This is a genomic window from Streptomyces maremycinicus, from assembly GCF_001184025.1.
Classification (GTDB): Bacteria; Actinomycetota; Actinomycetes; order Streptomycetales; family Streptomycetaceae; genus Streptomyces; species Streptomyces maremycinicus.
Genome location: NZ_BBYG01000020.1, coordinates 156904 through 169374, shown reverse-complemented (window position 1 = coordinate 169374; position 12471 = coordinate 156904). Strand labels below are relative to the sequence as shown.

The window sequence follows — 12471 nt, the reverse complement described above, 5'->3', positions numbered from 1 at the left end:
GCTCGTGGCTCGGTGACGGGGTGGGGGAGGGGCGGCGGGCGGCGGGCGCGGATCAGGTCACGGGGGAGTGGAGGGGCCGGGCGGCCGCGTCGCCGTGCGGGTCGGCGAAGAGGCGCGGGTCGTCCCACAGCAGCTGGATGTCGTGCGCCCAGTGGCCGTCCTCCGCGTCGGCCTCCTCGCGCAACGCCAGTACCCGGCGCGGGAGTTCGGCGGGCGACACCGCGGACACACAGGTGTCGAGCTCGTCCAGGAACGTCTTGCCCGCACAGCCGTCCCCGCCGGCGCAGGACGCGTCGGGACCGCCGGCACAGCCCTCACGGGACCAGACGACCATCGGCGCGGGCGCGTTGAGCGAGGTGTCGAAGTGCGGGCGGGTGTGGGACGCGGTCGGGGCGGTGGCGAATCCGGCGAGACAGGCGTCGTCCTGGCGCAGCCGCACCCGGAGCCGACGGGGTTCCTCGGGGCTGCCGCACTCGACCCGGTGCACCCGGGCGCCGGGCGCCGCGTCGAGCCGGTTCCACACCCGGGTCAGCTGGTGCCGGACCCCCGCTCTGCGGCGCGCCTGGTCGGTGACGACGAGCGGGTACACACAGCCGAGCGGGGTGTCGTCGTCGGGTGTGCTGGCCCAGCGGTCGACGGGCAGGTCGATCCAGTCGCGGGGCAGCGCGAAGGCGAGCAACTCGTCGCAGCCGGGCGTCAGATAGCGGAACGCGGCCTCGATCCGGTCCTGCACGAAGGCCCGCAGCCCGGCCTGCGGGACGGTGCCGGAACCGACCGGGTGCCGGCGTCCCCCGCTGTACGCGGACACCTCGACGCGCACGTGTCCGTCGCCCGCGCCGCTGTGCTGGAGGTCGACGAGGATGGGCGACCAGTCGGGTGCGGCGGCCGGCCCGGCGGGCGTCCCGGCCGGAGCCCGGAACAGGCTCTCCACATGGGCGGTGAAGCGGGCGACGGTGGCCGCCGCGTCGGCGCCGTCGACCTCGCACAGCACGAACAGGGCCGCCGACCACAGTGAGTCGAAGCCCTCCTCGGGCGCGTCCGGGTCCAGCGGGCCCCGGGCGGACTCGTAGAGCCTCACCCGCCGGCCCGGATCGCCGTCCAGGCCCGCGCGGACGGCGCGCTCGACGAGTTCGCGCAGCCGGGCACGGTCGGCGCCGCGGTGGTCGGAGGTGGGGACCAGGCCCTCCAGATCGGGCCAGTAGCGGGCCATCACCTCGGTGGGCATCATCCGCCCGTTGTGCACCCCCCGGTCACCGGCCGCCGCGGTCACCATGCCGACGACCTCACCGGTGTCGGCGAGGGTGACGGCGGCGCCGCTGAACCCCGGGGCGAGCGGCTGGCCACCGGGCTGCCAGGCCTCCAGCTGGATCCACTCGCGGTTGAGCAACTGCGTGGCGGTGATGCGGTATTCGGCCAGGGTGCCCTCGTCGAAACCGACCGGGAAGCCGTAGACGACGAGCTTGCGGGGCCGGTCGGGCCGCCGGTCGTGGGCGGCGCCCACGGGGGCCAGCGCGGCCGGGGCGATCGGGACCTCGTGCGCCAGCTCCAGCACCGCCAGGTCGCCGAGGTCGGTGGTGCCGCCGCCCCAGCCGCCGTCCGCGACCACCCGGGCCGGTACGGCGGGGGCTCCGGGGAGCTCGGTGAAGGTCACCGTCAGGGCGTCCGGGCCGGCCTGCCGCACGACATGGGCGCAGGTCAGCACCCGGCGCGGGGTGACGAGGAAGCCCGCGCCCGCGACCTGGCCGGCGCTCTCGATCCGGGCGTGCCATTCGGCGCTGTTCATGCGGTGGGGGAGGAGGGCGACCAGGTCAGCCGCACGACGAGGTGCCCCTCCGCCGTGCCCTTGGCGATGATCGCGCCGGTCTCCGCCGACATCTTCACCCCGAACTCGATCTCCACCCCGTCGGGCCGCAACTCCCCGTCCCGGAACACCCGCAGCGCGGACGCGGCCGCCGCCCGCACGCCCTCCAGCGCGCCCTCGAAGGTGCGGGCCGCCTGGACCGTCCCGTCACGGGCCACCAGCCGGGAACCCGGCCGTCCCTCCCCGACCGCCTCGACGGCGACCACGGCGCCGTCGTCGGTCCTGAACTCCACCAGTCCGTCCACCGTGTCCCCGTAACCCCTGACTCGTCGTCCTGCGGCTCTGCGCGCATCCATTGTCACGGACGGTACTGGTGATTGTCCTGCGTTCAGCGCGCCCGCGTGATCCGGATCACTCCGAGCTCGGCCAAGTCCTGTGGCCTGATACGGAGTTGACCGGCCGTCGCCTCCGCCTCCGCCGAGGTTCGCTTGAGGATCGCCGCGGCCGACTCCGGCGCGATGACGGAGAAGTAGCTGTCCGGGGTGGCCCAGGTGCGGCCGGGCGCGGCCAGGGCCAGCGCGCCGCCGGAACCGCCCTCGCCGATGACCAGGGTGGTGATCGGGGTGCGGGCGGTGGCGACCACGCCGAACAGCTCCGCGATCGCCGCGCCCGCCCCCTGCCGTTCCGCCTCGGCGTCGTTGGCCGCGCCCGGTGTGTCCACCAGGGTCAGCACCGGGATGCCGAGCCGGTCCGCGAGCCGGATCAGCCGGGCGGCCGTGCGGTATCCGGCGGGCCGGGTCGCGGCCCCGGTCTGGGCGGCGTAGGCGACCGTACGGCCCCGATGGACACCGAAGCCGCACAGCATCCCCTCCGGGTCGACGCCGCCGCACCGGTCCCCGGAGATCGCGAGCCGGTGGTCGAAGTAGGCGTCCAGGTAGGCCCGCGCCCGGGGCCGCTCCGGCGCCCGGGCCCGCCGCACCGCCTCCCACCCGGTACGCGGCAGATCCACCGCACCGAGCGCGGCAGGCACAGGCGCGGGCCCACGCGCCCCCTCCGGCCGCCCACCGCCCCCACCCCCGACCCCTCGCGCTCCGGCCCCCGCACCGGCCCCGGTGGCGGCCGCCGCAGGGGCGGTGTCGTGTGCGGCGGTCGGCTGCGGCCGGGCGCCGGTTCCGGGGTCTTCGGGGCCGGGACCCGTACCGGGGTCGTCCGGGCCGGGACCCGTATCGGCCGCGGTGGTGGCCGGTGCGCCGGGGGTGGCGTGGGTCTGCGCCGGGCGGCGTGCTCGCGGGGTGCCGTCGGTCAGGAGGCGTAGCCACCGGCCCAGTACCTCCCGAAGCTCCGCCGGGGGCACCACCGCGTCCGCCGCTCCCGCCGCGAACTGGGCCTCGGCCGTGTAGGCGGCCGGGTCGGCGTCCGGCGGGCGTACCCGCGAGCCCGCGAAGCCGACCTGGGCGTCCGGCAGCGCGAGGACCACGTCGGCACCCGCGCCCAGGGTGGCCCAGCCGCCGCCGGTCGTCGGGTCCCGCAGCACCGCGATCTGCGCCAGCCCGGCCTCCCGGGTGAGCGCCGACTGGCGGGCCACCCGCTGGAGTTGGGTGAGGGCGAGCATGCCCTCCTGCATCCGGCTGCCGCCCGTGGCGACCAACGGCACGACCGGCAGCCGGTGTTCACGGGCGTGGACGTACGCCGCCTCCAGCCGGTCACCGGTGCGCTCGCCCAGCGAACCGCCCAGGAAGCCGAACTCGAAGGCGATCAGCACGGCCCGGGTGCCCCCGACGCCCGCCGTGCCCCCGACGCTCGCCGTGCCGCAGACGACGGACTCCGACTCGCCGGTGCGCCGGGCGGCGCGTTCGCGCGAGGCGTCGTAACCGGGCCAGCCGAGCGGCCCGTCGGGAGCGGCCGCCCGCTGTCCGACGGGCGGGTCGGGGAACTGCTCGAAGTCGTCGGCGACGAGGGCGATGACCTCCCGCGCGCTCGCCCGCCGCGCCGTCATGACGGCAGCGCCCGCTTCATGATCTTCCCCATGTCGTTGCGGGGCAGCGCGTCGAGATAGCGCACCACGCGGGGCCGCTTGTGCGGCGCCAGCCGACGGGCCACATGGCCGGCCAGCTCGTCCTCGGCCGGCGGGGAGCCGGGGTCCGCCGGCACGACCCACGCGACGATCCGCTCCCCGAGGTCCGCGTCCGGTTCCCCGGTGACGGCGGCCTCGCGCACCCCCGGATGCTCCAGCAGCGCGTTCTCGATCTCACCGGCCCCGATCTTGTACCCGCCGCTCTTGATGAGGTCGGTCGCCTTGCGCCCGACGATCCGGACATAGCCGTCGGGGTCGCGCACGGCCACGTCGCCGGTCCGGAACCAGCCGTCGGGGGTGAAGGCGGCTGCCGTCGCGTCCGGTCGGTTGAGGTACTCGGTGAACAGGTTCGGCCCGCGCACCTGGATCTCCCCGACGCTCTCCCCGTCGTACGCCGCGACGGCCGACCCGTCCTCGTCCACGAGGCGCAGCTCCACGCCGGGCAGCGGCACCCCGACGGTCCCCGCCCGCGCCTCCCCGTCCGCGCGGACGCTGGTGTTCATCAGCGTCTCCGTCATCCCGTACCGCTCGATCACCCGCCGCCCGGTCGCGGCCGCGATCCGCTCGTGGTCGTGCACGGGCAGCGCCGCCGAGCCGGACACCAGCAGCCGCGCCCCGGCGAGCGCCTTCGCCAGGGCGGGGTCGTCGGGCAGTGCCTCGGCGATGCGGTGGTACATCGTCGGCACCCCGAAGAGCATGCTCGCCCCGGTGCTCAGCTCGCGCGTCACACCCTCCGTGCCGAACCGCCCGAGGTGCCGCACGGATCCGCCGCGCCGCAGCGGCCCGAGGATCCCCAGCACCAGACCGTGCACATGGAACAGCGGCAGCCCGTGCACGAGCACGTCCGCACCGGTCCACTGCCAGGCGTCGGCGAGCGCGTCCAGGGTCGTGGCGATCGCGCGCCGCGGGATGACCGCGCCCTTGGGCGGGCCGGTGGTCCCGGAGGTGTACACGACGAGCGCGGGATCCTCGTCCCCGACGGCCGCCCCCGCCGCCGCGCCCACGACCGCACCGACCGGTGCCCCGGCGCCGCGCCCGTCGCCGTCGGTCCCGCCATTGGTCCCGCCGTCGATCTCGACGTCGATCCGTGTCAGCTCCCGCAGCGCGGCGGGCAGTTCGTCGCCCGGAGCCGCCAGCACCACCCCCGGCGCGCTGTCGCCCAGGATGTGCCCGAGCTCCTTGTCGCCCGACTTCGGGTTCAGCGGCACGGCGGCCACCCCGGCGAGCAGCGCGCCCACCACCGCGACGGCGGTCTCCAGCGAGGGAGTCGCCCACACGGCGACCCTCGCCTCCCCCCGTACCCGTGCGCCGACGGCACCGGCCGCCGAGGCGAGCTCCGCGTACGTCAGGCGACGCTCGCCGAACCGCAGGGCGGGGTGTCCGGACGGGGCGTCCGTCAGGGCCGGGAAGAGAGAGGACACGGAACGGGCTCCTTGCGTGGCTGCGGGACACAACAAACCCGTTCCTACCCCACCGACCCGGCCGTCACCTGTCAGGCCGCCGTCGCGCGGCAGGCGGGCGCGGGAGTCCCCGATGTGACGTGGCCCGGACGCGATCCCGTCCACGGCAGCGCGGTCGGCCTCCCCGAAGGGGAAGGCCGAACCGGTTGTCCCGGTCGCGGGGGCGGCCGTTAACCTGCGGAGGTACGACACGGACGGACGGATGTGCGGACGTGCGGAGGTACGAGAACGGAGTCCGCGGTGCCCCGAGTCGCCCTTGTCACCTATGACCCCCGGCCGGAGCCGAGCAAGGACCGGGATCTCCCCGGGCTGCGGGCGGCACTGGAGGCGGCCGGGGCCGAGGCGGACGTCGTGTGCTGGGACGACGACACGGCCGACTGGGCCTCCTACGACCTCGCCGTCCTCCGCTCGACCTGGGACTACAGCTGGCGTGCCGCCGAGTTCACGGCCTGGGCGGAGCGGTGCGGCAAGCTGACGCGGCTGGCCAACCCGGTCTCCGTGGTGCGCTGGAACACCGACAAGCGGTATCTCGGGGAGCTCGCGGCGGCCGGGGTGCCCACGGTCCCCACCCGCTATCTCGCCCCGGGCGACACCGAAGCCCTCGCGGGGCTGCCGGGCGACCACGAGTACGTCGTCAAGCCCACCTCCGGCGCCGGCGCCCGGTACGCGGCCCGCTACACGCCCGACCGGCGCGAGGCGGCCGAACGGCACCTTGCGCGGATGCACGCCGAAGGGCTGACGGCGATGGTGCAGCCGTACATGCGCGCCATCGACACCGGCGGCGAGCGGGCCCTCCAGTTCTTCGGCGGGCGTCTGCTGCACGCCAGCCGCAAGCGGGCCGTACTGGACCCCGGCACCGCCTTCGACGCGGACAAGGTCGCCCACCCCGGTCTGGAGCCGTGGACCCCGACCCGGGCCGAACTCGCCGTCGCCGAAAGCGCCCTGGCCGCCGTACCGGACGCGCCGGAGCTGCTCTACGCCCGGGTCGACCTCGTGGACGGGGACGACGGGGAGCCGCGCGTGATGGAGCTGGAACTGGTCGAGCCGAACCTGTTCCTCTTCCTGCACCCGGAGTCGGTGCCGGCCGTCGTGGCGGCGATCCTGGCGGCGGCCGGCACTCCCTGACGACCGCCGCCGCTCCCGCGTCACCGCCGGTCGGCCGCTACTCCCGGACCGCCGTCCGCTGGAGCAGCCCCCAGGTGAACTCGGCGACGACCTCCCGTCGCATCCCCCAGCCGTCCGGGGCCGTGAAGGCCAGTCCCCAGCGGGTGGGCGCGGTGCCCTCCAGCGGGCGGGCCGGGGCGAAGGCCTGCGCGGCCTCGTCGACCGTGCAGGACCAGGGGGTGAGGTCGTCGAGGGTCGTCAGGCGCGGTGGCGTGGCTCCCGGGGCGCGGACCAGCCACTCGTTCCAGACGCCGCCGTTCGGGGCGAGGAGCACCTCGAAGCGCAGATCGGGCCAGAGGGGCAGGGGCCACAGCCAGGCCTCGCAGTCGAGGTCCCCGACGCGGCGGGGCGCCCGGGACTCCGGTTCACCGAGGACCGAGCGGTAGCGGGCCAGCGCGCCCCGGGCGTGCGGGGAGTGGAGCATGGCCTGCCAGCGCTTGTTGGCCTCCCGCATCTGTGCGAGGGAGACGCCCAGCGCATGGCGGGCGTCCTCGACCAGGTCAGGGTTGTGATCGGCCATGCGGCGCAGCAGGACCTGCTGGAAATCGAACGCCGTGAACGAGCCGGCGAGGCGTTTCTGGGTCGGCATGCCCTCCATCCTGGCCCACCGCGCGTACCGTCCAGGGCCACTGTGCGTTTCCCGACCATTGCCCGGCGCAACGCGTTATGACAGCCTGTGTTCGTCATGCCGATCGCCTGTTGAAATCTCGAACACAGGCACTGAGACGACTACCTAAGGGAGGGGGCCGGTTGTGGGACGCCTCGTACCTGCCGTGACCCGAGCTCTCGACATTCTCGAGCTGTTCCTGGACGGGGACGGTTCGCTCTCCGCCCCCGATATCGTGCGCAAGCTCCAGCTTCCGCGCACCACCGTGCACGAACTGGTGACCACCCTCTCGGCGCGGTCGTACATCGTGGCCGTACCCGGACAGCCCGGACGGTACCGCCTCGGGGTACGTCCGTACCAGCTCGGCAGCCGCTACGCCGAGCAGCTCGACCTCGCCGCCGAGGGTCAGCAGGTCGCGCGCTCCGTCGCTGAGACGTGTGACGAGACGGTCCACGTGGCGATCCTGGAGGGCACGGACGTCATCTACATCGCCAAGGTCGACTCCACGCACGCGGTCCGGATGGTCTCGGCCGCCGGCCGCAGGCTGCCGGCCCACTGCACCTCCGTCGGCAAGATGCTGCTGGCCTCGCTCCCCGAGCCGGAACTCAGCGCGCGCATCCCCGACGACGCCGACCTCATCCGGATGACCCCGAACAGCATCACCGAGCCCGGTGCCCTGCGCGAGGCGCTGGCGGAGATCCGGGAGCGGGGTGTCGCGGTCGAGAGCCGTGAGTCCAATCCGGACGTCAGCTGTGTGGCGGCGCCGGTGCGCGACCGCACGGGCCAGGTCGTCGCCGCGCTGTCCATCTCCGTGCCGATGATCCGCTGGAGCGACGACCGCCGCGTGGAACTGGAGCAGCTCGCCGCGAAGGGCGCCGCCGAGCTGTCCGAGCTGCTGGGCTACCGGAGCGTGGCATGACGACGTCGTACGAGGTGGCCGTACGGGCCGAGGCGGTCCTCGGCGAGGGCCCGACCTGGGACCCGGCCACCGGCCGGCTGCTCTGGCTCGACATACTCGGCTCCCGCCTGCACGGCTACGAACCCTCGACCGGCCGCCGCACGGTCCGGGTGACCGACCAGCACGTGGGCGCGGCCAAGCCGCGCGCCGGGGGCGGCCTGGTCCTCAACCTGCGGGACGGGGTGGGCCTGCTCGACCCGGACGGCGGCTTTCGCTGGCTGCGCCACGAGCCGGTCCCCGGCCGCCGCGCCAACGACGCCGCCGTCGCGCCCGACGGCTCGCTGTGGGCCGGCACCATGCGCTACGACGAGGCCCCGGGCGGCGGCACCCTGTCCCGGATCACCGGAGACGGCTCGGCCGGGACGGTCCTCGACGACGTGGCGGTCAGCAACGGCACGGGCTGGAGCCCGGACGGGACGCTGATGTACTACGTCGACTCGCCGACCCGCCGGGTCGACGTCTTCGCCCACGCGCCGGACGGACGGGTGAGCGACCGCCGCACCCTCGTCGAGATCGAGGACGGCGCCGGTTTCCCCGACGGCCTCACCGTCGACGCCGACGGCTGCGTGTGGGTGGCGCTGTGGGACGGGGGAGCGGTACGCCGCTACACCCCGGAGGGCGTACTGGACCGGGTGATCGACCTCCCGACCCCGAGGATCACCGCCTGCGCGTTCGGCGGCGCCGACCTGACCGACCTGTACATCACCACCGCCCGGGTGGGCCTTGCGTCACCCCACCCGGTGGCGGGATCGCTGCTGGTCGTGCCGGGCATCGGGAAGGGCCTGCCCCAGCCCGCCTTCGCGGGCTGAGCCTCGCGGGCCGAGCCTCGCGGGCTGAACCTCGCGGGCTGAACCTCGCGGGCCGGGCCTCGCGGGCTGAACCTCGCGGGCTGGGTCTCGCGGGCCGAACACGGCCCCGCCGGACGCCCACGCGGGCACGCGGGCACGCGGGCACGCGGGCACCCGGGCGACCGCACCCCGGACTCCCGGGCCGCCGCCGGGCGGGGCCGGCGCACGCCGCCCCGCCCGCTCGGTGTCCGGGGCTACTCCAGTCCCGCCCGCTTCAGCTCGTCCGCGGTCAGCGGCGGGCCGGTCAGCGCCGGTTTCCACGGCCCCAGCGCGGCCGCCAGCAGCACCGACGGGGTCAGCAGCACCTCGGGCCCCCGCTCCAGCGACGTCACGTCCGTCACCCGGCGGGCGATCCGCCCGTTGCCGGTGGCCGTGAGCATCAGCCGGCCGACGTACGCGGCCACGAGCCGGTCGCGGACCGTGGGCCCGTTCTCGGTCGCGCCGGGACAGAACACGTCCTGGCCGACCGCGAGGTCCCACGCGGTGCTCACCGGCCGGGCCACCGCCTTCTGCACCCGCCGGGACAGCCCGGCGGAGCCCCACCCCCGCCGCCGCACCGTGTCCCGCAGGATCACCGCGCTCTGGGCGGCGACGGCCAGCCCGTGGCCGTACAGCGGGTTGTACGCGGCGAGCGCGTCACCGAGGACGGTGAGGTTCTCCGGCCAGGCCGGCATCCGCTCGTAGAAGTGGCGCCGGTTGACGGTGGCCCGGGTGTACGCCACGCCGGACACCGGCTCGGCGCGTTCGAGGAGTTCGCCGATGACGGGATGGCGCAGTTCCTCGCGGGCGAAGCGGACGAAGTCGGCGTCGTCGGTGGAGGGTTCGCCGCCCCGGGTGCCGTTGAGGGTGACGATCCAGTGTCCGTCCTCGATGGGCAGCAGGAACCCCGCCCGCCCCGGCCCACCGGCCCGCGGGTCGGGCTGCACGTTGACGACCGGGTAGCCGGACCTGGCCTGCTCGGGCGCGCGGAAGAGACGACTGGCGTACGCCAGCCCGGAGTCCACCTCCCGCCGCTCCACCGCGGGCAGCCCGAGCTCGGTCAGCCACCGCCCGGCCCGTGAACCGCGCCCGGTCGCGTCGACCACCAGCCCGGCCGGGACCACCCACTCCGCGCCGGGCCCGGCCTCCCCGCCCGCGTCCGAGTCCGCGCCGGGTGCCGACCCCGCGCCCTCCCCGGCTCGCACCCGTACCCCTGTGACCGCCCCCGCGTCGCCCGCGAGGCCCAGGACCTCGACACCGCGGAGCAGCTCGATCCGGTCGTCCGCGAGGACCAGGTCGCGGATCGTCGCGTCCAGGAGGTCACGGCCCGCCAGGATCACGTGGTGGGACTCGGGCCAGCGTCGGAACCAGCCCCGCGCGCCCATGACGACCATGTCGGTGGTGACCGGCGCCCGGCGTGCCCCGGCGGCCAGCAGGGCCTCGGTCGCGCCCGGAAGCAGTTCCTCGACCGCCCGCACACCGCCCGACCACAGCATGTGGGCGTGGCGGGCCTGGGGCAGGCCCTTGCGCGGGGCGGGGCCGTCGGGCAGGACGTCCCGCTCGACGACGACGACCCGGTCGGCGAGGCCGGCCAGGGCCCGTGCCGCGAGCATGCCCGCATGGGATCCCCCCAGGACTACGGCGGTTCTGGCGGGGCGGGAGGGTTCACTCATGCGTGGACATGCTCTCTGCCGGGGCGGCCGCGTGAGCGCGGACCGCCTGGATGTCGACGGGGTGGCGAAGGACCCGGGACACGGCCTGGATCTCCCGCAGGAGGTAGGTGGTGTCCGGACGGGAGGACCCGGACGGGTCGGCCGGGCCGGCGGGGGATACGGCGGGAGTGGGGGAGGCGGCGGGAACGCGGGAGGCGGTGGCCGGGGACTCCGGGTGCCGCAGGGCCCGCTCGCGGGCCTCGACCGCGTCCAGGAGGGTCACGGCGGCGGCCAGGGCCTGCGCCCGGCCGCGCTCGAACCCGAGGGCGACGGCGGCGTCGTAGGACCGTGCGCGCAGGTCGTCGTCGAGGTGCCGGGCGAGCTGGAGCAACGCGTCGCGGATGAACGTCTCGCGCCGGATCAGCCGCAGTTCCGGCGTGGCGCGCAGGTCGAAGGGCTCGCGGGCGCCGGTGACGCTCCGCATCAGCCGGGACAGGGGCCGCAGGCTCCGGTGACGGCGGCGGATCCGCCACCGCTCCTGGAGGTACTGGCCGGCGTGCGGGACGATGAAGCCGATCGCGACCAGGGTGGCGGCGATGCACGCGGCCGACGGGGCGATGCCGGTGTTCAGCCAGTCCAGGTCGTGCCCGGTCCAGCGGGCCCCGACCGCCGTCAGCTTGGCCGCGCTGAACAGCAGGTTCGTCACATAGCCGGCTCCCAGGAAGCGGAGCCCCCAGCGCAGCCAGGCGTCGAGGCCCTCGGTGCGGCTCCAGTTCCAGACCAGCCGGGCGGTGACCGAGCAGGCCACCGTGTGCGCGAGCAGGTAGAGCAGGATCTCCTCGCGCATGAAGGGCGTGTTGGCGTAGTACGTGTCCAGGTCCCGGATCTGTTCCACGGGGACGTCGGCGAGCGCGAAGAGCACCCACAGTGCGACGACCACCCCCGCGTAGACGGAGACCACCCAGCGGGTCGCCCGCCGGGTCTGGGCCGAGCGCTCGGTCCGGCCGTTGCGCCAGGCGATGATCAGCAGCAGCCAGGAGGCGGAGAGCGCGGTCAGCAGCGAGTACACCCAGGGCGCCGCGATGTTGGGCACGCCGGTGACCCGGTTCGTCCAGGCGATGGTCTTGGGCGCCGCGAAGACGAACACGGCGCAGGCGAAGACCAGCAGACCGCCGACGGCGCGCAGCAGCGGGTCCCGCCAGAGCTTGAGGATGCTGGGCAGCTTGATGGCGAGGGCGGCGCCCAGCACCACGGTGGGCAGCCAGAAGGAGACGTACAGCCCGTGGCTCACCGTGCCGTGCCCCGGCGTCCGCGATAGCCGAGGGTCCGCTGGACCGCGGCCGTGTCGCCGTCCGGCCCGCCGACGGCCGGTCCCGGTTCGGCCAGATAGCGCCGGAAACGGGCCGCGAGGCGGTGGCCGAAGTCGTCGGCCTCGGCCTCCTCGTCCTCCCGGGAGCCGTTGCGGGCGGCGACGGTCAGCGCGAGGGAGTCCCAGCCGGCCTGTCCGGCCAGCACACCCGCGGCCACCGTGCCGATGCCGTGGTGATGCCGGTGACCGGCGTGCAGATGCCACAACTCATGGCCGAGAATGACCAGTTGCTGCACGTCCTCGGCCCGTTCCTCGACGATGACCAGGTCGAAGTCCTGGAACTCCACCCACAGCCCGGTCACCTCGATCTCGTCGGGGAACCGCTCGAAGCGGACCTCGACGGGACGCCCGCCGCGCCGCGCGGACATCTCCTCGCACAGCGCCCGGCACACGTCCCGCACCCCGGCCGGCCGGGAGGGGCGCGCCCGGAGCGCGGCGGAGAGATCGCCGGTCAGCTCGCGCATGGCCGGTCCGGTCCTCGCGCGCCGCAGCGCCGAGCCGATCCGGGCCGCCCTCCCGCGCGCGCCCGCGATGTCCATCCGCTCCCCCTTCTCCACCG

Annotated in this window: 11 protein-coding genes; 3 read left to right on the top strand and 8 right to left on the bottom strand. The window is 75.3% G+C overall.

The window, feature by feature from the left end; genetic code table 11:
* Positions 1 to 52: 52 nt before the first annotated feature.
* From AOQ37_RS31255 to AOQ37_RS31240, 4 genes are all read right to left on the bottom strand, one after another.
* Positions 53 to 1783, bottom strand: a complete 1731-nt coding sequence (locus AOQ37_RS31255) for a VMAP-C domain-containing protein (RefSeq protein ID WP_062649300.1) — start codon at positions 1781 to 1783, stop codon at positions 53 to 55.
* Positions 1780 to 2106 (bottom strand): CU044_2847 family protein, encoded by a 327-nt coding sequence (locus AOQ37_RS31250; protein ID WP_062649298.1) that lies wholly within the window; start codon positions 2104 to 2106, stop codon positions 1780 to 1782. Before AOQ37_RS31250 ends, AOQ37_RS31255 begins: the two co-directional genes overlap by 4 nt.
* Positions 2107 to 2189: 83 nt before the next feature.
* A complete protein-coding gene (locus tag AOQ37_RS31245) occupies positions 2190 to 3797 on the bottom strand; it encodes a carboxyl transferase domain-containing protein (protein WP_063781195.1) in 1608 nt (535 codons plus the stop codon).
* Entirely contained in the window at positions 3794 to 5296 is a 1503-nt protein-coding gene (locus tag AOQ37_RS31240; RefSeq protein WP_062649296.1) for an acyl-CoA synthetase, read from the bottom strand. The genes AOQ37_RS31245 and AOQ37_RS31240 overlap by 4 nt, the downstream gene beginning before the upstream one ends.
* 279 nt (positions 5297 to 5575) lie before the next feature.
* On the opposite strand from AOQ37_RS31240, the gene AOQ37_RS31235 reads away from it, so the two are divergent.
* Complete coding sequence (locus AOQ37_RS31235; RefSeq protein ID WP_062649293.1) at positions 5576 to 6460, top strand: ATP-grasp domain-containing protein; 885 nt, start codon at positions 5576 to 5578, stop codon at positions 6458 to 6460.
* 37 nt (positions 6461 to 6497) lie between these two features.
* On the opposite strand, the gene AOQ37_RS31230 is transcribed toward AOQ37_RS31235, so the two are convergent.
* Positions 6498 to 7097, bottom strand: coding sequence for a hypothetical protein (locus AOQ37_RS31230; RefSeq protein ID WP_107085344.1), 600 nt, complete (start codon positions 7095 to 7097; stop codon positions 6498 to 6500).
* 154 nt (positions 7098 to 7251) lie between these two features.
* Here AOQ37_RS31230 and AOQ37_RS31225 point away from each other — a divergent pair, with 154 nt between their 5' ends.
* Positions 7252 to 8025, top strand: a complete 774-nt coding sequence (locus tag AOQ37_RS31225; RefSeq protein ID WP_062649290.1) for an IclR family transcriptional regulator — start codon at positions 7252 to 7254, stop codon at positions 8023 to 8025.
* Complete coding sequence (locus tag AOQ37_RS31220) at positions 8022 to 8873, top strand: SMP-30/gluconolactonase/LRE family protein (protein ID WP_062649288.1); 852 nt, start codon at positions 8022 to 8024, stop codon at positions 8871 to 8873. The genes AOQ37_RS31225 and AOQ37_RS31220 overlap by 4 nt, the downstream gene beginning before the upstream one ends.
* A gap of 233 nt (positions 8874 to 9106) precedes the next feature.
* Here the strand turns inward: AOQ37_RS31220 and AOQ37_RS31215 are convergent, their stop codons facing one another.
* From AOQ37_RS31215 to AOQ37_RS31205, 3 genes are read right to left on the bottom strand one after another with little or no spacing between them, the layout of a single operon-like run.
* Positions 9107 to 10504 carry a hypothetical protein gene (locus AOQ37_RS31215; RefSeq protein WP_062649286.1) on the bottom strand — a complete coding sequence of 466 codons (1398 nt, stop codon included), beginning with the start codon at positions 10502 to 10504 and terminating at the stop codon, positions 9107 to 9109.
* 52 nt (positions 10505 to 10556) lie between these two features.
* On the bottom strand, positions 10557 to 11834 hold the full coding sequence (locus tag AOQ37_RS31210) for an MAB_1171c family putative transporter (RefSeq protein ID WP_062649284.1): 1278 nt from the start codon (positions 11832 to 11834) through the stop codon (positions 10557 to 10559).
* A complete protein-coding gene (locus tag AOQ37_RS31205; RefSeq protein ID WP_199825107.1) occupies positions 11831 to 12451 on the bottom strand; it encodes a toxin-antitoxin system, toxin component family protein in 621 nt (206 codons plus the stop codon). Before AOQ37_RS31205 ends, AOQ37_RS31210 begins: the two co-directional genes overlap by 4 nt.
* Between the last annotated feature and the right edge of the window lie 20 nt (positions 12452 to 12471).